We start from the raw sequence: 20,048 nt of genomic DNA, 5'->3' as shown, positions 1-20,048 counted from the left end.
ATCCGCGCGGCTTGAGGCATCCGTATACATATTGACTTGGTAGGTATTGGCGACAATCATGTGACGCGACGCCGCACGTCACACCCTCCCCGCGAGGTCCCGCCATGCCCTCACCCGCACTGGACGTTCAGGCGGCACGCGCCCCTGCCACGACCGCCGGTCCGCCCGGCGCCGTCGCGGGGATCCGCAGGGTGGACGGCGAGCTCGCCGAGCCGGGCCGCACCCTGAACCCCGGCCGCGCCGCCGACCACACCGACCGCCGGTTGAACGACATCGCCGAGAAGGGCGCCCGACCATGAGCCTGAGGTTCCACTGGTTCCTGCCCACCTCCGGGGACAGCCGGTCGATCGTCGGCGGTGGTCACGGCCTCCAGCGCGGCCACGGCAAGGCCGCCGCCGCCCCCTTCCGCCCGCCGTCCATCGACTACCTCGGCCAGATCGCCCGGTCGGCGGAGCAGCTCGGCTTCGAGGCCGTGCTGACCCCGACCGGCACCTGGTGCGAGGACGCCTGGCTGGTCACCGCCGCGCTCACCCAGCAGACCAGGACGCTGAAGTTCCTCGTCGCGTTCCGCCCCGGCTTCGTCTCCCCCACGCTGGCCGCGCAGATGGCCGCGACCTACCAGCGGATCTCCGGCGGCCGGCTGCTGCTCAACGTCGTTACCGGCGGGGAGGGCGCCGAGCAACGCCGCTTCGGCGACCACCTGTCCAAGGACGAGCGGTACGCCCGCACCGACGAGTTCCTGTCCGTCGTGCGCGGCGCGTGGAGCGGCACGCCGTACGACTTCACCGGCGCCCACTACCAGGTGGAGGGCGCGACCGTGGCCGAGGCGCCGTCGCCGGCGCCCGAACTGTACTTCGGGGGCTCGTCGGCGGCGGCGGGCCGGGTCGCGGCCAGGCACGTCCAGACGTACCTGACCTGGGGTGAGCCGCCCGCGCAGGTGGCCGAGAAGATCGCCTGGGTGCGGGGCCTGGCCGCCGAGGAGGGGCGGACGCTCAGGTTCGGCATCCGGCTGCATGTCATCACCCGGGACACCTCCGAGGAGGCGTGGGCCGAGGCCGGACGCCTGCTGTCGGCGCTCGACCCCGAGGACGTCCGCACCGCGCAGCGGACGCTGGCGCGCAGCGACTCCGTCGGCCAGAAGCGCATGCTGGCCCTGCACGAGGGCTTCCGGCGCGACGGCGGCGGCGTCCACGACCTGGAGATCCACCCGGGGCTGTGGGCGGGTGTCGGGCTGGTGCGCGGTGGCGCGGGCACGGCGCTGGTCGGCAGCCACTCCGAGGTGGCCGACCTGATCGAGGAGTACGCCGCCCACGGCCTGACCGAGTTCGTCCTGTCCGGCTACCCCCACCTGGAGGAGGCCTACTGGTTCGGCGAGGGCGTGCTGCCCGAACTACGCCGCCGAGGCGTGCTGGACAGCGCCCATGGAGCCCCCTCCGGTCGCGCGGCCTGAGGGCTGTCCTCGCGCGCTGCCTGTGCGCGGACATTCGTCGCGATGAGTGCCGGCGCCCTCTTGCCCTGACGCGGGCGTCCTTCGCCGTCCCCGGGCAGCCGGTCCCCGGAGGCGGCGGCATGCCGACCCCTGGACACCTCCGGAGGCGGGGGCCCGTCCCGGGGGCCCAATCCTTCGTGTTGCCGGTACTGGACAGCCGTTCCCGCACGGGGACCCGACGGAATGTGCCTGAATCGCTTCGTTGAGTCATCCACGGGCCCTCGGGCGCCGAATGACACTTGAACGCGACCCTCACGTTCTGTAAGCACGATGTTGACTAGGGTTACCGGCGAAGGGAAGCTGTCATCGTGACTGTCACCCGCGAAGCCTCATGGCGACCGTGAAGCGCCTGACGTTCGCCGAGGTGCGGCAGCGCCACGGCAGAACGTGGGAGATCCTTGACTTTTACGGCGGATGGGTCGCCTACCGGCGAAATCCCTGGTCCACCACCGCCGCCCGGTTCGGCGTGTCCAACCTGCTCGGCGCCGACGATCTGGACGACCTGGCTCGCCAGCTCGACGAGCAGGCGACCGCCGAGTCCCGCCGCAAGAGCCGCTACCCTCCCCTCCCCCCCGACGACGCCTGACCGTGTTGATGGCCGCGCCTCCGGCACGGCGGTTCGGGCGCGTTCGGGACGTGTCAGGGGCTGTGGTCGGGTGCCTCGCCGTACTTGTGGATCAGCGCTCGCAGCTCCGCCACCGCGCGGCGTGAGCGGCCCTTCTCCGTTCCCTGGATGCCCATGGCGCCCACGCTGGACCCGTCGGCCAGGTCCAGCCTGGGCCAGGGCTCGCCCTCCGCCAGCGTGACGCCCAGCACCTCCGGCCACTCGTAGCGGTGGACGCGGACGGCGTTCACGACCGTGATGCCGTGCTCGTCGGCCTCGACCCGCAGGCGTCCGAGCAGGTGCAGGATGAACCCGACCAGGCACCCGAACAGCACCAGGCCGATCTTGTCGGGCAGCTTGAACGGCGGCGGCAGCACCACCGCGAGCACGACCGAGCCCACGACCATGACCGTGGCGGCGGCGTACGCCATGACGCGGGCGCGGCGGGGCCGCCAGATCATCGGCAGTGACGGCGGCGGCAGGTCGGGCTCAGGCACGGCGGGCACCGCGGGCGGATCGGCGGGGCAACGTCTCATCCTTTCAGGTCACGCAGGACCAGCGCGGTCTCGATCGCCGCGACCGTGGCCTCGTACCCCTTGTCCTCATGACTGCCGGGCAGACCGGCCCGGTCTATGGCTTGATCAAGGTTGTCACATGTCAGGACGCCGTTGCCCACCGGAGTCGACTCGTCCAGCGACACCCTGGTCAGTCCTGATGTGACCGAATCGCATACGTACTGGAAGTGCGCCGTCTCGCCCCGGATGACCACACCGAGCGCCACCACGGCGTCGTGCCGCCGGGCCATGGCCTGGGCCACGACGGGCACCTCCAGGGAGCCCGCGACCCGGACCGTCACGCGGGCCGCGCCGCAGTCGTCGGCCGCCCGCTCGGCGCGGGCCACGAGCTGGTCGGTGATCCGCTCGTGCCACCGGGCGGCGACGATGCCCACGGTGAGGCCCTCGGCGCGCACGGCCTCGGCGGCGGGCCGCCCTTCCCCGCTCATCGGACTCCTTCGATCTGGTGGCCGAGCCGGTCGCGCTTGGCCGTGAGGTATTTGACGTTGTACTCGTTGACGGACACCGGCATGGGCTCGCGCCCGACGACCTTGATGCCGTATCCGTCCAGGCCGCGCACCTTGGCGGGGTTGTTGGTGAGCACCCGCACCGACTTGACCCCGAGGTCGGCGAGCATCTGGCCGGCGTTGGAGAACTCCCGGGCGTCCACCGGCAGGCCCAGCTCCAGGTTGGCGTCCACGGTGTCGCTGCCGTTGTCCTGGAGGCTGTAGGCCTTCAGCTTGGCCAGCAGCCCGATGCCGCGCCCCTCGTGCCCGCGCAGGTAGACGATGACGCCCCTGCCCTCGGCGGCGACCGCCCGCATGGCGTGGTCGAGCTGCACGCCGCAGTCGCAGCGCAGCGAGCCGAGCACGTCTCCGGTCAGGCATTCGGAGTGCGCGCGGACCAGCACGTTCTCGCCGTCGCCGAGGTCGCCGTAGACGAGGGCGACGTGCTCGCCGCCGTCGATGCCGCTGGCGTAGCCGTACGCGCGCCAGATGCCGTACTTGTTGGGGATGTCGGTGGCGGCCACCCGGGAGACGACCTTCTCGGTGCGCCGCCGGTGCTCCACGAGCTGCTCGATCGAGACGAGCGCCAGGTCGTGCTCGTCGGCGAACCGGCGCAGCTCGGGCAGGCGCGCCATCGTGCCGTCGTCGTTCACGACCTCGGCGAGCACGCCCGCCGGGGTGAGCCCGGCCAGCCGCGCCAGGTCGACCGACGCCTCGGTGTGGCCCCTGCGGGCCAGCACCCCGCCCGCGCGGTAGCGCAGGGGGAAGATGTGGCCGGGCCGCACCAGCTCGAACGGCTCGGTCGCCGAGTCGGCGAGCGTGCGGATCGTCCTCGCCCGGTCGGCGGCCGAGATGCCCGTGGTGACGCCGTCGCGGGCGTCCACGCTGATCGTGTAGGCCGTGCGCAGCCGCTCGCGGTTCTGCTGGACCATCAGGGGCAGGCCCAGCCGGTCCAGGTGCTCGCCCAGCATGGGGACGCAGATCACGCCGCTGGTGTAGCGGATCGTGAAGGCCAGCAGCTCGGGGGTCGCCTTGGAGGCGGCGAAGATGATGTCGCCCTCGTTCTCGCGGTTCTCGTCGTCCACCACGACGACCGGCCTGCCGGCGCGGATGTCCTCGATCGCCCGCTCGATCGGGTCGAGCTTGATGTCGCTCGTGCCGGTGTTCATACCGGTGTTCATACCGGAGCTCATGCTGTGGCCACCTCCAGGCGGCGGTTGTCGTACTGCTGCCGCCACGCGCGGACCCCGAGCAGAACCATGACGAAGAAGATCCCGTAGACCACGGCGGACACGTACAGCCCGGACGTGAAGGCCAGGGGCACGCCGACCAGGTCGACGGCCACCCAGATCCACCAGAAGTCGATCAGCGCCCTGCCCTGGGCGTAGGTCGCGATGGCGCTGCCGACGAAGATGTAGGCGTCCGGCCACGGCGCCCAGGACCAGCCGGTGGCCGTGAAGAACCAGGCGACCAGGCCGGTGGCCGCGACCATGACGGCGATCAGCACGAGGCGCTCGCGCAGGGTGCCGGGCCGCACGGGCAGCGTCTCGCCGTTCCGGGTGCCGCGCACCCACCTGACCCAGCCGTAGACGGCGAGCGCGCCGAACATCGCCTGCTTCAGCGCGTTGCCGGTGATGTGAGCCTGCAGCGACGCGACCAGCAGCAGGACGGAAGAGGCGAACTGCACCGGCCAGGTCCAGATGGTGCGCCGGATCGCCAGCCACACGGTCGCGAGCGCGCCGGCGTTGCCGGCCAGGTCGATCCACAGGACGTGCTGGCCCAGCACCTCGAAACCCGCCTGGGTCCAGTTCACGAGGCCCGCCCCGCGGTGTGCGCGCCGACGAGCTTCTCGACGTACTTGGCGATCACGTCCACCTCGAGGTTGACCGGGTCTCCCGGCCGTTTGAAACCGAGGGTGGTGAGCTCCAGCGTGGTCGGGATGAGGCTGACCGAGAACTCGGCCTCCCCGACGTCCACGACGGTGAGGCTGACGCCGTCGACCGCGATGGAGCCCTTCTCGACCACGTAGCGGGCCAGCTCCGGCGGCAGCGAGACCCGCACGACCTCCCAGTGCTCGGCGGGCTCGCGCGCGAGCACCGTGCCGGTGCCGTCGACGTGGCCCTGGACGATGTGGCCGCCGAGCCGCTGGTCCGCGCGCACGGCGCGCTCCAGGTTCACGCGCGTCCCCGGGGTGAGGGAACCGAGCGAGCTGCGGTCGAGCGTCTCCTTCATCACGTCGGCGGTGAAGGCGTCCTCGCCGGCGTCCACGACGGTCAGGCAGACGCCGTTGACGGCGATGGACTCGCCGTGCCGGGCGCCGTCGGCGACGACCTCGCCCCGGATCGTGAGACGCGCCGCGTCGGGCAGCGTCTCCACGCCGGTGAGCTCGCCGAGCTCCTCAACGATTCCAGTGAACATCAACGCTCCTTGTGCGTGCGGCCGGGAGCAGCCGGAGCTCGGGCCGATCAGATCCTGCGAGAGGAAGCAACCCGGAAGGGGCGCGGCGTCTTCCGCCGCGTCGCGCGCGAGGGGCGCGCGGACACGGGGGGATCAGGTGAGGAAAGGAGGCACGGAGCCCGTGAACGGCGCGCGGGCCCACGCGCGTGGTGACGTCCTGTCGGCGCACCCCGTCCCCCTCCTCGCCAGCGGCTACGACTGCCACTGCGGGCCCCGGGGTGAACGGGTGCGGCGCGCGAGCACACCACACAGATGCCCGGCGACGGGTCGCCGGACGCGCGCGCTTCCTCCCATCCGGACTTTCACCGTCGGTCCCGGAATTCCACCGGGTCCACCGGCCGATGGACTCGGCCGGGTCGCGGACTGTCACCGCCGGTTCGGAATTTCACCGACCCCGGAGCACGCTGCTCTGCCTCTCAGTGTGCCATGCCACGCAAAGAGGGCGTAACCCTCGGCACCCCTACATCACCAAGCGATTGCTTGCTGGGGTTGCCCCTGACGGGAGCGCCAGGCGGGCCGAGCCGATCACCGCGACTTGGACTGATTTGACGGGGGACGGGGGCTAATCCGCTGATATCGTCATGTCCACGTCTTGCTTGTGTCACGAAATCGTGACACTTGAAATTGCGTGTAATGCGCAGTGTGTCCTAGCTCATCGGCGCAGGTCAAGACGTGAGCGGACACAACCTGATTGACATTGCACAACGAACGGCGAAATCGTGTAAAGGATGCGTCCCGGACATTGACCGGCAGGTAATAAATTGCCAAGGTTCCTTCAAGTCACGATTTACCGCGATCGATCTCTGGTGGCACCCGCACAATGACACTCCCCTCACAGGCCACGACCGGGACCGGGGCGGGCGACGGCGACAGCGTCGGCCGCGCCCCGTCCCCGGCCGCCGAGGCGGGCGGCTCCGCCCTGGTGGGACGCTCCCCGGCCCAGCTCATGTGGCGGCGATTCCGCCGTGACCGCACCGGCGTCGTGTCCGCCTGCATCGTGGCGTTCTACTTCCTGGTGGCGCTCCTGGCGCCGGTCATCTCGTGGTTGTACGGCAAGGACCCGTACACGACCTACGGGCAGAACGTCCCCGGCCTGCTCAACCCGTACGGCTACCCCATCGCCCCCAACGGCGGCGTGAGCGGGGACTTCTGGTTCGGCCTGGAGCCGGGGCTGGGCCGCGACGTGTTCATGCAGCTCGTGTACGGCATCCGCACCTCGCTGTCCATCGCGATCATCGTCACGATCGTCACGACGTTCATCGGCGTCGTCATGGGCATCTGGTCGGGGTACGCCGGCGGCAAGACCGACTACGTCATCGGCCGGATCATCGACACGCTGCTGGCGTTCCCGTCACAGCTGTTCCTCATCGTGTTCCTGCCGGTGGTCGAGGCCGCGTTCGTCTCCCCCGACGAGGAGACGCCGGTGTGGCTGCGCTACGTCTCGATCTGCGTGGTGCTCACCGTCCTCGGCTGGGCGACGATCTCGCGCCTGCTGCGCTCCCAGGTGCTCTCGCTGCGCGAGCGCGAGTTCATCGAGGCGGCCAAGGTCACCGGCGCCTCCCCCCGGCGGATCATCTTCAAGGAACTGCTGCCCAACCTCTGGACGCCCATCATCATCCAGTCCACCCTCGCGCTGCCGTTGTACGTCGGCGCGGAGGCGGGCCTGGGCTTCCTCGGCGTCGGCATGACCGAGCCGACCCCGGACTGGGGCCGCATGTTCCTGGTGGGCTCCAACGTCTACCACCAGGACATCACCTACCTCGTGTTCCCCGGCGTCTCCATGGTGATCTTCGTCGTCGCGTTCAACCTGCTCGGGGACTCCCTCAGGGACGCCTTCGACCCCAAGACCCGGCGATGAGCCGCACCACTCTCCTCTCCGCCGACCTGCCTCCCAGGGGCGGCTTGTAATGATCAGGAAGGGCGATATGAAAGTCTCACGCAGGCGGGCCACCGCGGCGGCGGCGATCCTCACGGCCGGGGCCCTCGCGCTGGCCGGGTGCGCCAAGGGCGGAGGCGGCGGACCGGCCGCGACGGGAAGCGGCGGCGCGGCCACGCCGACCAAGCCCCTGGAGAACAAGGCCGTCAGCTCGATCACCGTGGGCACCGCGGCGGACTCCACCGGTCCCGCGACCCCCGTCGAGGGCGCCAAGCCCGGCGGCACGGTGAACATGATCGACCGTGACGACTTCTCCCACCTCGACCCGGGCCGCGTGTACCTCAACTACAACCAGACCGCGTCCTTGCTGTTCACCCGGCAGCTCACCGGCTACCGCAAGGGCGCCGACGGCATCAAGCTGGTCGGCGACCTCGCCACCGACACCGGCACCACCACCGACGGCGGCAAGACGTGGACGTTCACGCTGAAGGACGGCCTGAAGTGGCAGGACGGCACCCCGATCACCTCGGGCGACATCAAGTACAGCGTCGAGCGCCTCTACGCCCCCTTCATCACCGAGGGGCCGACCTACCTGCAGCAGTGGCTCGTCAAGGGTGACTACCGCAAGGCGTACGAGGGCCCGTACAACGGCAAGTCGCTGGACGCGGTCGAGACGCCCGACGACAAGACCGTGGTCTTCCACCTGCAGGACCCGCACCCGGACCTGAACTTCACCCTGGCCATGACCGGCTACGGAGCCGTGCCGAAGGCGCAGGACACCAAGGAGAAGTACGACAAGAAGCCCTTCTCCTCCGGGCCGTACCAGATCGTCAGCCATGTGACCGACAAGTCCATGGACCTGGAGCGCAACCCGCACTGGGACCCGAAGACGGACCCGATCCGCAACGCCTACCCCGACAAGTGGCACATGGAGTTCGGCGTCCAGTCGCAGAACTCCACCGAGCGCTTCCTCGCCGACACGGGCGCGGACAAGACGGCGATGACGTTCCACAACGCCGTCGCGGCCGAGCGCGTGCAGGAGGTGCTGGGCAACGCCGAGGTGATGAAGCGGTCCATCCAGGGGCTGACGCCGTTCACCACGTTCTACAACCTCAACAACAAGCGGCTGACGAACGTGAAGGTCCGCCAGGCGATCATCAAGGCGTGGCCGTCCAAGCAGCTCCAGCTCATCTCCGGCGGCGAGGTCAACACCGGCAAGATCGCCACCACCGTCATGAGCCCGACCGTCCTCGGGTACGAGGCATTCGACCTGTACGGCATGCTGGCCAAGCCGAACGGCGACCCCGAGGCCGCCAAGGCGCTGCTGAAGGAGGCCGGGCAGCCGAACCCGACGGTCGTCTACGCCTACAACCAGACGCCGACGCAGGAGAAGATCACCGTCGCGGTCAAGGACGCGCTGACCAAGGCCGGCTTCAACGTGGTGGCCAAGCCGCTCAACCCGGCGACCTTCTACGACGCGATCGGCCCGGTGGACAACAAGTACGACATCTACTGGGGCGGCTGGGCGGCCGACTGGCCCACCGGCTCGACCGCGATCCAGCCGCTGTTCGACGGCCGGCTGATCGCCGACAACGCCTCCAACTACAGCCACTTCAGCGACCCGGCGATCGACGCCGCGATCGACGCCGCGAACAAGGTCACCGACGCGGCCGAGGCGGGCAAGGCGTGGGCGGCCATCGACAAGAAGATCATGGAGCAGGCGCCCATCGTCCCCGAGTACTACCAGACCTACTTCGGTCTGTACGGCTCGGGCCTGGGCGGGGTGGAGTTCGACCCCATCCAGGGTGAGCAGTCCCCGCTCAACGTCTACGTCAAGTAGCCGTCGGCGCCGCCGCCCGGGCACGCGTCCGGGCGGCGGCGCCTCCCGCAGGCCCTCAATTTCCGCCGGCAAGAAAAGAAGCCCGAGGTCATGTTCCGGTTCTTCGTACGCCGACTCATCGGCGCCGCCGTGATCATGCTGATCATCAGTGCCGTCACGTTCTTCCTCTTCTACGCGATCCCCCGCGACCCCGCGCGCGCGTTCTGCGGGAAGATCTGCTCCCCCACGAACCTGGAACTGATCCGGCACAACCTCGGCATGGACGACCCGCTGTTCGTGCAGTACTGGCACTGGCTGACGGGCATCTTCACCGGCCGCGACCTCGTCCAGTTCGGCGCGTGCGCCGCCCCCTGCCTCGGGTACTCCTTCGCCACCCAGGAGCCCGTCTTCGCCGCGATCCTCGACCGCTTCCCGGTGACCGTCTCGGTCACCCTGGGCGCGGCGGTGGTGATCCTGTCGTTCGGCATCGTCACCGGCATGATCGCCGCCTGGCAGCAGGGAAAGCCGCTCGACAAGATCGCGAGCACGTCGTCGGTGATCGGCGCGTCTTTGCAGATCTACTTCGTCGGGCCGCTGGTGGTCTTCTTCGTCGTGGACAGCATGGGGCTGCTGCCCCGCCCGTCCTACATCCCGTTCACCGAGGACCCGCTCGGGTGGTTCGTCCACCTGCTGATCCCCTGGTTCGTGCTGTCGATCATCTTCACCGCGAACTACACGCGCATGACGCGTTCGGTGATGGTCGAGCAGCTCGCCGAGGACTACGTGCGCACGGCCCGGGCCAAGGGCATGTCGAGCCGCACGGTCTTCCTCAGGTTCGCCTGGCGCGGCGCCATGATCCCCATCGTGACCATCTTCGGCGTCGACCTCGCCACCCTCCTCGGCGGGGCGATCATCACCGAGCAGACGTTCACCCTGCACGGCATCGGCGAGCTCGCCGTGCGGGCCGTGCAGAACACCGACCTGCCGATGCTGCTCGGCGTCACCCTGGTGGGGGCCTTCGCGATCGTCATCCTCAACATCGTCGTCGACATGCTCTACGCCGTGATCGACCCCCGTGTCAGGCTCGGCTGACCGGCATGCGCGCACACCGTACGACCCGAAGGAGCAGCGAGTGACCACCGTGACCTGGGACCGCGAGCCGGCGACACCGCGTGGTCCCGGGACGTTCCTGTCGGTCCGCGACCTGTCGGTCGAGTTCTCCACCGAGGACGGCGTCGTCCACGCGGTCGACGCGCTCTCGTTCGACCTCCAGAAGGGCACCACGCTCGGCATCGTCGGCGAGTCCGGTTCGGGCAAGTCGGTGTCGAACCTGGCGATCCTGGGCCTGCACGACCCCACGCAGACCAAGCTGGGCGGGGAGATCTGGCTGGAGGACCAGGACCTGCTGCGCGCGTCCCGCTCCACGATGGAGAAGCTGCGTGGCAACCGCATCGCGATGATCTTCCAGGACCCGCTGACCTCCCTGTCGCCGTACCACACCGTCGGACGCCAGATCTCCGAGGTGTACCGCAAGCACAAGGGCGCGAGCCGGGCCGAGGCGCGGGCGCGGGCCGTCGAGATGCTGGAACGCGTGGGCATCCCGCACGCCAGGACCCGGGTGGACGACTACCCGCACCAGTTCTCCGGCGGCATGCGCCAGCGCGTCATGATCGCCATGGCGCTGGTCTGCGACCCCGACCTGATCATCGCCGACGAGCCGACGACGGCGCTGGACGTCACCGTTCAGGCGCAGATCCTGGACCTGCTGAAGGATCTGCAGCAGCAGTTCGGCACGTCCATCATCCTCATCACCCACGACCTCGGCGTCGTGGCCAACACCGCGCACAACGTGCTCGTGATGTACGCGGGCCGGGCCGTCGAGCAGGGCACCACGCACGAGGTGCTGCGCGAGCCCCGCCACCCGTACACCTGGGGGCTGCTCGGCTCGATGCCGAAGCTCTCCTCCAACGTGGACCTCCCGCTGCTGCCCGTGCGCGGCACCCCCCCGAGCCTGCTGAGCCCTCCGCCCGGCTGCCCCTTCCACCCCCGGTGCGACCACCGTCAGCTCGTGGGGTCCGACGTGTGCGCCACCGAGCGGCCCGAGCTGTCCCCCGCCGAGGGGCACCGCGACGCCTGCTATCTGACGCTCGCCCAGAAGCGGGAAATCTTCGACGGCAAGATCAAGGAACTCCTGTGACCGAGACCCTGCTGGAGCTGTCCGGCCTGACCAAGCACTTCCCCGTCCTCGGCGGGCTGGTCTTCAAGCGCCAGATCGGGCGTGTGCACGCCGTGGACGGCATCGACCTCACCGTCGGCGCGGGAGAGACCCTCGGCCTGGTGGGCGAGTCCGGCTGCGGCAAGTCCACCACCGGGCGCCTGGTGGCGCGGCTGCTGGAGCCGACGTCCGGAAGCATCGTGTACAACGGCAAGGACATCGCGCACGCGAGCCGCCGCGACCTCAGGCCCATCCGGTCCGAGATCCAGATGATCTTCCAGGACCCGTACTCGTCGCTGAACCCCCGGCACACTGTGGGCACGATCATCAGCGGCCCCATGGAGGTCAACGACATCGAGCCGCCGGGCGGGCGGCAGAAGCGCGTCCGCGAGCTGCTGGAGATCGTCGGGCTCAACCCCGAGCACTACAACCGGTTCCCGCACGAGTTCTCCGGCGGCCAGCGCCAGCGGATCGGCGTCGCCCGCGCGCTCGCCCTGGAGCCCAAGCTCATCGTCGCCGACGAGCCGGTGTCCGCGCTGGACGTGTCGATCCAGGCGCAGGTGATCAACCTGCTGCAGCAGCTCCAGCGGGACCTCGGCATCGCGTTCCTGTTCATCGCGCACGACCTCGCGGTGGTGCGGCACTTCTCGCAGCGTGTCGCGGTGATGTACCTCGGCAAGATCGTCGAGGTGGGCGACCGGACGTCGATCTACGAACGCCCGCGCCACCCGTACACGCACGCCCTGCTGTCCGCCGTCCCCGAGGTCGCGCTCCCCGAGGACGGCACCGAGCCGGTCGAGCGCATCCGCCTCGCCGGCGACGTCCCCTCCCCCATCGACCCGCCGTCCGGCTGCCGGTTCCGCACCCGCTGCTGGAAGGCCCAGGACAGGTGCACCACCGAGGAACCCCCGCTGGTCCGCCTGGAGGGCAACCACGAGGGCCACCTGACCGCCTGCCACTTCCCCGAGGCCCCCACCACCCACGGCCAGGACATCGTCCTCGACCCCGCCCTCGCCTGAGTCCCGGGCCGTCCTCGCCCGAGTCCGGGACCCGCCCTCGCCTGATCCACCGCGCGCGGATGATCGCGACGGCATAGGTTCGACCCAGAAGGTCCAGCCCGATCGACGGCAGGGAGGCCGCGATGACAGCACCCCGGCTCCAGGGGAAGAAGGCCGTGGTCACCGGAGGGTCCCGGGGCATCGGCAGGGCGATCGTCGAGCGGCTCGCCCGCGACGGCGCGGAGGTCGTGTTCAGCTACGCGAGCGACGCCGAGGCCGCGGCCGAGGTGGAGGAGACGGTGAAGGCGGCGGGCGGCGCCGCGCACGCCGTCCAGACCGACCTGGCCGACCCGGGCGCCGCCGAGCGCCTGATGGAACTCGCCGAGGAACGCCTGGGCCCCGTGGACATCATCGTCAACAACGCCGCGATGAGCTTCACCCCGACGCCGATCGCCGACCTGGACGAGGACCTCTACGACCGCGCCATGACGGTCAACGCCAAATCCGTCTTCCTCACCACCCGCCACGCGGCCCGGCACATGCCCGACGGCGGGAGAATCATCAACATCTCGACGCTGAACACCGTCCGCCCCGCCCCCGGCATCGCCCCGTACGCCGCGAGCAAGGGCGCCCTCGAGCAACTCACCGCCGTGGCCGCCGTCGAACTCGGCTCCCGCGGCATCACCGTGAACACCGTCTCCCCCGGCGCCACCGACACCGACCTCCTGCGCCGCACCAACCCCGAGGAGGCCCTGACGACCGTCGCGGCCATCACCCCCCTACGCCGCCTGGGTCAGCCGTCCGACGTGGCCGACGTGGTCGCCTTCCTCGCCGGCCCCGACGCCCGCTGGATAACCGGCCAAAACCTCCACGCCACCGGCGGCCTCGCCTGATCCGCCGCTCTCCTCATGCCGTCAGCGTCGGTGTGCCGGCGCCCGGCCCAGCAGTCCACCCCTCCGACGTGGCCGACGTGGCCGCCTTCCTGGCGGGCCCCGGCGCCCGCTGGATAACCGGCCAGAACCTCCACGCCACCGGCGGCCTCGGCTGCCCCACCCAGACCTGCGTTAAGCGGCGCGCCGGCCAGGTCGCGTCATCGGCGGCCTGGCCGGTTCTGCTCATCGAGCCGACGTCATTCGGGCGAAGAACCCCCGCGTGCCCTGTACCACCTCGTCCGGTCCGCCAGGTAGGACTCCAGTCGCCGCAGCATGGCCGGCTCGCCGAACTCCTCACCCGGAGGCGGGGGCATGTGGTAGATGAACGGTTCCATTTCGTCTGGATAACCGAGATCTGACCAGATCATCGCGATGACGTCCCAGAAGCCTGAGATCGTGTCCCGGCGCTCGTTGAGCCGCGCGAGCGCCAGGTACCCCCAGACCTTGCCGATCTCCGGATCGGCACAGTCCACGTCGTCGCGCGCTAAGACGGCCGTCCTCACCTTCTCCTCGATTTCGCTCGGCAGGAGATACAGCAGCTCCTCCTCGGCCGGCAGGTCAGGCAGGTCTGCCGACAAGTCCCCGGCGAGTTCGGCGAGCGCCGCCGGCGAAAGCCAGCCCTTTCTGTATCCGCACACCAGCTCCTCGGTGGTGAGGGCGATTCTCGAGGATATGAAGTCGGCCGGAATCGTAAATCTCACGACATCGTTCATGGTTTGATTGGTTTCCCGTTGATGGTGCCGTGCTTCACGAACATCTGGTGAGTGACAAGCCATTTTCCGTTTCGGAATTCCAGAATCCATTCAAAGCGCCCCGAGACGCCGCCGCGGTCGGCGAAGGGAAGGTCGTCGGCACCTCGGCGTTTTCCGTAGGGAAGGTAGCGCTCGCGGCTCACCTGGCCGGTCGGGTCGTCAACGTCGAGCTGCAAACGCATACATGGTGATGAGGGTCAGCATGGTTGTCAATGCGCTTTTCGACAGCAGGCCCGTACAGATCGTTACAGAGCGCACGTAGCCGCAGGCCCGCTCTCCGCCGACGTCAACGAATATGCCGGGCGTGAACCGATATGCCGGGAGGCGCTCACCTACATCCTCACTGTCGGTCGTCCAGGAACCAGGCCGAGTTTCGGGCGGGACTTTCGCTGAAAATGCAGAGGTTCCGGATAGGTTCTCGCTCAACGGGGGTCAGAGCCGCGTCGCTTTCAACGCCACTTCGAGGAGTCCGTCCTCGTCGAAGTGCACGAGCACGCCCGAAGCGCCACCTGCCACCATGTTCGGCCCGGCACGTAGGGCTGGGTCTCCACGAGCGACTCCCCTCTGCGGCGGCGGGCCAGCGCCTCGGCGTGGGGAGGGCGAGGGACGGCCGCCCGCAGGCAGGGGGATGGCCGACGCGGGTGCAGGGGTGGGCGATGCGGGTGCCGAGAGACGTGGGCCGCGCCCACTTCACCGCTACAGCCGGCCAGGGGATGGCCGCGGGCGGAAACCCTTCTCGCGCCAACCACAGAATCTTCCCATTGCAGCACAAATACAGACAAAACGGACATGAGGCACGAAAGCACGCCTTTGTTCTTTGCTGATAGAAAGTTCAAATTGTTAGGGCGAAAGTGCTTCCAAATCCGGCAAAAGCCGCGTAACTTCCTCGCCAAGTTCTCCGCACAGTACCAAGGGTTCGGAGTGAGCCGAGGGACGGCTCGTCCGGGGCCGGGCGCCGCGGAGTGGTGAGCACCGCGGGACCCCCGGTTCCGCGGCGGAAAGGAGTCCGGCACCACACACGCACTCGGGGGACGAGCGAGATCACTACCCACGCGTAAGGCGGGAGTACAACGCAATGAGTGCATACGAAGAAGAGATCGAGATCGGCGGCGCGCTGCGCCGGAGGCTCGGCCTGAACCGGCGCCAGTTCCTCGCGGCCACGACCGGCATCACCGCGGCGGCGGCAGTGACGGCCGTGGGCGGGCCCGCGTCGGCCGTCCGTGCGGCGACCGGCCCGAACGGCGTCCTGATTCCGCCGCCGAGGCGCGGCATCATCCTCTACACCGTCCGGGACGCGATCTCACGCGACCCGAACTCCACCCCCCTGCCCTCCGGGTTCCGGCGGGTGTTCGAAGAGCTCGGCCGCATCGGCTACCAGCAGGTCGAGTTCGCCGGGTACGGCCAGCACGCGAACTCCGAGGGCGGCGCCAGCCTCGAGAGCGTCGCGGGAGCCCGGGTGCTGCGCGGCTGGCTGGACGACAACGGCCTGCGGGCGCAGGGCAACCACGGCTTCATCCCCGGCTCCTGGCCCTTCACCCAGCCGGACCTGGACCGGTTCAAGCAGCACCTGGAGATCGCCAACATCCTGGGCATGGACCACATGGGGACCGGCAACGACCCCACGGGCAGCGCCTACAAGGCCGACTGGGACAAGGCCGCAGAGAAGTGGAACGCCCTGGGCGCGATCGCCAGCGACGCCGGGATCAAGCTGTACACGCACAACCACGACGTCGCGTACAGCTTCCTGCTCGACAGCGGCCCGCTGGACGCGCTGGGCCGCCCCACCCGCTCCTCGGGCATCCGCCGTCTGGAGTACTTCCTCACGATCAGCGACCCCAAGGTCGTCTATCTGGAGATGGACATCTTCTGGGCGCACGTCGCCCAGTACAAGCACCGTACGTACACCGCGCCCGACGGCTCGGTCCAGACCGACGTCTTCGACCCGCTGTCGGTCGTCCGGCCGAACACCAAGCGCTTCCCGCTGTTCCACGCCAAGGACGGGAAGTCCAACACCGCGACCGGCAACGGCTACGACATGGTGCCGTTCGGGACCGGTGACATCGACTACGCGGCGTTCTTCCGCGGCGTGGGCGCCAAGGGCTCCCACAACCCGATGTACGAGCAGGACAACGCGCCCGGCGGCACGGCCGACCCGGCCCGGTCCCTGCAGTACGCCGCCCTGAGCTACACCAACATGGCGGCCCTACGGGGCTGAGAGCCCCGCCATTCGGACGGACCGCCACGTGATCCTCGCAGCGGCGCACGTGGCGGCCCGCCTTTGCCTGAGCCCCCCGAAGAAGAGGCGCAGACGTTGAAGTTTAGCCAAACCCTGCTCGGCGGCGTCCTGGCCGCCCTGGTGCTCCCGCTCGTGGCACCCGCGGTGCCCGCCTCGGCCCATCCGGGTCACGACCCCGCGACCGAGTGGTCGAGCTACGAGAAGATCACCCTCACCAAGAGCGTCGGCGAGCCGATCGACCTCGCCGTGCTGCCCGACAGGCGCGTGCTGCACACCGCGCGCACCGGCGACGTCCGGCTGACCGATCCCGCGACCGGCATCACCAAGATCGTCAACACCATCCCGGTCTACAACAACTCCGAGGACGGCCTGCAGACGATCGGCATCGACCCCGGCTTCGCCCAGAACAAGTGGGTCTACGTCTACTACGCGCCGAGGACCATGACGGCGCCCTATCCCCCGTCCACCCCCATCGGCTCCGCGCCGAACTCGCTGCCCGCAGGGGCCGACGAGTCGTACTGGAACCAGTGGAAGGGCTATAACCAGCTCTCCCGGTTCAAGTGGACCGGCGACTCCCTGGACCTGTCGACCGAGCAGGTCATCATCAAGGTCGAGACGCAGCGCGGGCAGTGCTGCCACGTCGCGGGCGACTTCGACTGGGACGACCAGGGCAACCTCTACCTCGCGACCGGTGACAACACCCCGGCCAGCACGCCGGGCGCGAACGGCATGGCCCCCAACAACGACGCGCCCGGCATGAACCCCGGCTTCGACTCGCGGCGCGGCGCGGGCAACACCAACGACCTGCGCGGCAAGATCCTGCGCATCAAGGTCGCTGAGAACGGCTCGTACACCGTCCCCGACGGTAACCTCTTCCCGCCGGGAACCGCCAAGACCCGTCCCGAGATCTTCGCGATGGGCGTGCGCAACCCGTTCCGCATGGACGTGGACTCCGTCAACGGCACGGTCTCGTGGGGCGACTACGGGCCGGACGCCGGCGCCCCGGACCCGGCCCGCGGCCCGATGGGGTACGTCGAGTGGAACGCCGTCCCGATCGGCAAGCCGGTCAACGCCGGCTGGCCGTACTGCACCGGGCACAACTTCAACTACAACGAGTGGGACTACGCCACGTCCAAGCCGCGTGAGTGGTTCGACTGCGCGGCGGGGGCGAAGAACACCTCCCGGTGGAACACCGGTCTCGCCACGGTGCCGCCCGCGTTCCCCGCGACCCTCTACTACGGGGACAACAACACCCACCAGCCCGCGGAGTGGGCCGGGCTCACCGACTTCGACACGCGGCAGAACGGTCAGGGCCCGATGGGCGGACCGGTCTACCACTACGACGCGGAGAACCCCTCGCCCACGAAGTTCCCCGCGTACTGGGACAAGAAGTACTTCTTCGCGGAGTTCTCCCAGGACTACCTCGCCGCGTTCACGATGCCGGACGCCAACGGGCCCGTGACCGCGATCGAGAACTTCCTGCCGAACAGCGAGCTGCGGACGATGGCGATGCCGATCACCGACAGCCCGATGGACATCGAGTTCGGCCCGGACGGCTCGCTGTACGTGCTGGACTACGGCAACGGCTTCTTCCGCGAGAACCCCGAGGCGGGCCTGTACCGCATCGACTACACCCCGGGCAACAAGACCCCGCAGGCGAAGATCTCCACCGACAAGCGGTCCAGCAGCGCGGCCCCGCTCACCGTCCAGTTCAGCGGTGCGGCCTCCCGGGACACCGAGCCCGGCGACCTGGAGTACGAGTGGGACTTCGACGGCGACGGGACCTTCGACGCCTCGGGCGTGACCGCCTCGCACACCTACGACAAGCTCGGGCAGTACAACGCCCGGCTGCGGGTCACCGACGCGCAGGGCAAGTTCGGGCTGACGTCCGTCGAGATCACCGTGGGCAACACCGCGCCCAAGGTCGAGATCGCGACGCCGGGCGACGGCGGCTTCATCGACTGGGGCAACGCGGTGCCGTTCCAGGTCAAGGTGACCGACGAGGAGGACGGCAACAACCCCGTCTGCGGCCGGGTGCAGTGGTCGTTCGGCCTCGGCCACGACAACCACGCCCACCCGACCAGCACCGGAACCGGCTGCACCATCGGCTGGGTGACCCCCGCGGACGCCCCCGAGCACGGCGTGACCGAGAACATCTTCGGTGTCGTCGTGGTCAGCTACCGGGACAACGGCGCCAACGGCATCCCCGGCGCGCTCGGTGACGCCACGGTGGTCCTCAACCCCAAGCTGATGCAGGCCGAGCACGCCGACGCCTCCAGCGGCGTCACCAAGACGGCGGACGACACGGCGTCCGGCCTGAACAAGATCACCTCGTTCGACGCGGGCGACTGGATCGCCTACGACCCGGTCAACTTCGCCGGCATCACCTCGGTGAAGACCGTGGCCTCCGGTGAGGGGACGCTGTCCCTGCGCTGGAACTCCGCGACCGCGCAGCCGTTCGCGACCGTCAGCGTGCCCGCCGGCTCCGGCTGGCAGACGGTCACCACCGCGCTGGCGAACCTGCCCGCGGGCAGCGGCAAGCTGTACGTCACCTCCACCGGCGGGGTCGACGTGGACGCGTTCACCTTCGTGGGCGACGGCGTCGCCGACAAGACGCCGCCGACCGTGACGGCGACGCTGAACCCGGCGCAGCCCGGCGGCGAGAACGGCTGGTACACCGGCAACGTGACGCTGACGGTCACCGCGACCGACAACGGCACGGTGTCGAGCCGGCAGTACTCGATCAACGGCGGCGCGACCTGGCTGAACGCCAACAACCCGATCACGCTGAGCACCGAGGGCACCACCGAGGTGCGCTACCGCGCCACCGACAACGGCGGCAACGTCTCGCCGGTCGGCACCGTCACGGTGAAGATCGACAAGACCGCCCCGGTGCTGTCGGTGAGCGGCGTGGAAGCGAAGAAGTACGGCGACTCGGCGTCGATCACCCCCGTCTTCTCGGCGACCGACGCGGTGTCGGGCGTGGCGGGCGTGACGGCGGACATCGACGGCCGCGCGGTCACCTCCGGCCAGGCGGTGCCGCTGTGGACGCTGCCGCTCGGCGCGCACACGCTGAAGGTCACCGCGAAGGACAAGGCCGGCCGCACGACCGAGCAGAGCGTCGCCTTCGAGGTCACGACGTCGTTCGCCGACCTGGACGGGCTCCTGAAGTCATTCACGGCGGCCGGGAAGGTGAGCAGTGGTTCGCTCGCCGACCAGCTCGCGAACGCCAAGAAGGAGGCGGACCGCGGCCGGACCGGCAAGGCGATCGAGAAACTGGAGAAGTTCGCCGACCTGGCGGCGGATCCGGGCAAGGTCACCGATCCGGCGGCCCGGGACGTCCTGGTACGGGACGCGAAGGCGCTGATCGCCCAGTTGCGCGGTTAGCCGTCGCGAGACGAACGTGCGGGGGACGGGCCGGTCGGCTCGTCCCCCGCACTCATGTTGACCTCGTGGGCCCGCCTCCGCCCACGCATCACGCTGGACAAATCCACCTTCCGGTGATGTAAGAAGAGAGAACCGCTGAGCGAGACGCGTCGGCGACGCAGAGCCACCGACCGGGTCACCGTGCATGATGCACACCCGGAGGTGTCCGAGTATGCCGATCGCA

18 protein-coding genes and 1 riboswitch are annotated in these 20,048 nt (G+C 69.4%); of the genes, 11 read left to right on the top strand and 7 right to left on the bottom strand.

Translation table 11 applies throughout. From position 1 onward, the window contains the following. Positions 1 to 104 precede the first annotated feature (104 nt). The 3 genes from DQ384_RS40210 to DQ384_RS00290 all read left to right on the top strand — a co-directional run bounded on the left by DQ384_RS40210 (position 105) and on the right by DQ384_RS00290 (position 2,075). Complete coding sequence (locus DQ384_RS40210; protein ID WP_147268587.1) at positions 105 to 299, top strand: hypothetical protein; 195 nt, start codon at positions 105 to 107, stop codon at positions 297 to 299. Then, on the top strand, positions 296 to 1,450 hold the full coding sequence (locus DQ384_RS00295) for an LLM class flavin-dependent oxidoreductase (protein ID WP_114026602.1): 1,155 nt from the start codon (positions 296 to 298) through the stop codon (positions 1,448 to 1,450). Before DQ384_RS40210 ends, DQ384_RS00295 begins: the two co-directional genes overlap by 4 nt. A 379-nt stretch (positions 1,451 to 1,829) precedes the next feature. Further along, positions 1,830 to 2,075, top strand: a complete 246-nt coding sequence (locus DQ384_RS00290; RefSeq protein ID WP_147268586.1) for a hypothetical protein — start codon at positions 1,830 to 1,832, stop codon at positions 2,073 to 2,075. A gap of 53 nt (positions 2,076 to 2,128) precedes the next feature. Here the strand turns inward: DQ384_RS00290 and DQ384_RS00285 are convergent, their stop codons facing one another. From DQ384_RS00285 to DQ384_RS00265, 5 genes are read right to left on the bottom strand one after another with little or no spacing between them, the layout of a single operon-like run. Continuing rightward, a complete protein-coding gene (locus DQ384_RS00285) occupies positions 2,129 to 2,590 on the bottom strand; it encodes a PH domain-containing protein (protein WP_245966156.1) in 462 nt (153 codons plus the stop codon). Positions 2,591 to 2,625: 35 nt separating this feature from the next. Further along, positions 2,626 to 3,096 (bottom strand): 6,7-dimethyl-8-ribityllumazine synthase, encoded by a 471-nt coding sequence (gene ribH, locus DQ384_RS00280; protein WP_114026599.1) that lies wholly within the window; start codon positions 3,094 to 3,096, stop codon positions 2,626 to 2,628. Beyond that, positions 3,093 to 4,346, bottom strand: coding sequence for a bifunctional 3,4-dihydroxy-2-butanone-4-phosphate synthase/GTP cyclohydrolase II (locus DQ384_RS00275; protein ID WP_245966155.1), 1,254 nt, complete (start codon positions 4,344 to 4,346; stop codon positions 3,093 to 3,095). Before DQ384_RS00275 ends, ribH begins: the two co-directional genes overlap by 4 nt. Next, positions 4,343 to 4,966 carry a nicotinamide mononucleotide transporter family protein gene (locus DQ384_RS00270; RefSeq protein ID WP_114026598.1) on the bottom strand — a complete coding sequence of 208 codons (624 nt, stop codon included), beginning with the start codon at positions 4,964 to 4,966 and terminating at the stop codon, positions 4,343 to 4,345. Before DQ384_RS00270 ends, DQ384_RS00275 begins: the two co-directional genes overlap by 4 nt. Next, positions 4,963 to 5,571, bottom strand: coding sequence for a riboflavin synthase (locus DQ384_RS00265; RefSeq protein ID WP_114026597.1), 609 nt, complete (start codon positions 5,569 to 5,571; stop codon positions 4,963 to 4,965). Before DQ384_RS00265 ends, DQ384_RS00270 begins: the two co-directional genes overlap by 4 nt. 317 nt (positions 5,572 to 5,888) lie before the next feature. Then, positions 5,889 to 6,017: riboswitch (FMN riboswitch) on the bottom strand. 413 nt (positions 6,018 to 6,430) lie between these two features. Between DQ384_RS00265 and DQ384_RS00260 the strand changes: the two genes are divergently transcribed. From DQ384_RS00260 to DQ384_RS00235, 6 genes are all read left to right on the top strand, one after another. After that, positions 6,431 to 7,468, top strand: a complete 1,038-nt coding sequence (locus DQ384_RS00260) for an ABC transporter permease (RefSeq protein WP_114026596.1) — start codon at positions 6,431 to 6,433, stop codon at positions 7,466 to 7,468. Positions 7,469 to 7,535: 67 nt separating this feature from the next. Further along, on the top strand, positions 7,536 to 9,326 hold the full coding sequence (locus DQ384_RS00255) for an ABC transporter substrate-binding protein (RefSeq protein ID WP_114026595.1): 1,791 nt from the start codon (positions 7,536 to 7,538) through the stop codon (positions 9,324 to 9,326). 90 nt (positions 9,327 to 9,416) lie between these two features. Beyond that, complete coding sequence (locus tag DQ384_RS00250; RefSeq protein ID WP_114026594.1) at positions 9,417 to 10,397, top strand: ABC transporter permease; 981 nt, start codon at positions 9,417 to 9,419, stop codon at positions 10,395 to 10,397. A gap of 40 nt (positions 10,398 to 10,437) precedes the next feature. After that, positions 10,438 to 11,502: an ABC transporter ATP-binding protein gene (locus DQ384_RS00245; protein ID WP_114026593.1), complete on the top strand. Its 1,065-nt coding sequence runs from the start codon at positions 10,438 to 10,440 to the stop codon at positions 11,500 to 11,502. Next, positions 11,499 to 12,539 (top strand): ABC transporter ATP-binding protein, encoded by a 1,041-nt coding sequence (locus tag DQ384_RS00240; protein ID WP_245966154.1) that lies wholly within the window; start codon positions 11,499 to 11,501, stop codon positions 12,537 to 12,539. The genes DQ384_RS00245 and DQ384_RS00240 overlap by 4 nt, the downstream gene beginning before the upstream one ends. A gap of 122 nt (positions 12,540 to 12,661) precedes the next feature. Next, positions 12,662 to 13,411 carry a glucose 1-dehydrogenase gene (locus tag DQ384_RS00235; RefSeq protein WP_114026592.1) on the top strand — a complete coding sequence of 250 codons (750 nt, stop codon included), beginning with the start codon at positions 12,662 to 12,664 and terminating at the stop codon, positions 13,409 to 13,411. Between the two features lie 236 nt (positions 13,412 to 13,647). Here the strand turns inward: DQ384_RS00235 and DQ384_RS00230 are convergent, their stop codons facing one another. Further along, positions 13,648 to 14,163, bottom strand: a complete 516-nt coding sequence (locus DQ384_RS00230; RefSeq protein ID WP_181870943.1) for a DUF2247 family protein — start codon at positions 14,161 to 14,163, stop codon at positions 13,648 to 13,650. Then, the gene (locus DQ384_RS40205; protein ID WP_147268585.1) at positions 14,160 to 14,384 is read right to left on the bottom strand and encodes a hypothetical protein; all 225 of its coding nucleotides are present in this window, start codon (positions 14,382 to 14,384) and stop codon (positions 14,160 to 14,162) included. The genes DQ384_RS00230 and DQ384_RS40205 overlap by 4 nt, the downstream gene beginning before the upstream one ends. A gap of 893 nt (positions 14,385 to 15,277) precedes the next feature. On the opposite strand from DQ384_RS40205, the gene DQ384_RS00225 reads away from it, so the two are divergent. Together DQ384_RS00225 and DQ384_RS00220 are read left to right on the top strand one after the other, a co-directional pair. Further along, positions 15,278 to 16,417 carry a sugar phosphate isomerase/epimerase family protein gene (locus DQ384_RS00225; RefSeq protein ID WP_114026590.1) on the top strand — a complete coding sequence of 380 codons (1,140 nt, stop codon included), beginning with the start codon at positions 15,278 to 15,280 and terminating at the stop codon, positions 16,415 to 16,417. A gap of 96 nt (positions 16,418 to 16,513) precedes the next feature. Continuing rightward, a complete protein-coding gene (locus tag DQ384_RS00220; protein ID WP_114026589.1) occupies positions 16,514 to 19,825 on the top strand; it encodes a PQQ-dependent sugar dehydrogenase in 3,312 nt (1,103 codons plus the stop codon). The last annotated feature ends 223 nt before the right edge of the window (positions 19,826 to 20,048 follow it).

The sequence above is a fragment of the Sphaerisporangium album genome (assembly GCF_003323745.1).
Taxonomy (GTDB): Bacteria; Actinomycetota; Actinomycetes; order Streptosporangiales; family Streptosporangiaceae; genus Sphaerisporangium; species Sphaerisporangium album.
The sequence above is the reverse complement of the archived record's forward strand: the minus strand, read 5'-3'. Positions and strand labels throughout refer to the sequence as shown.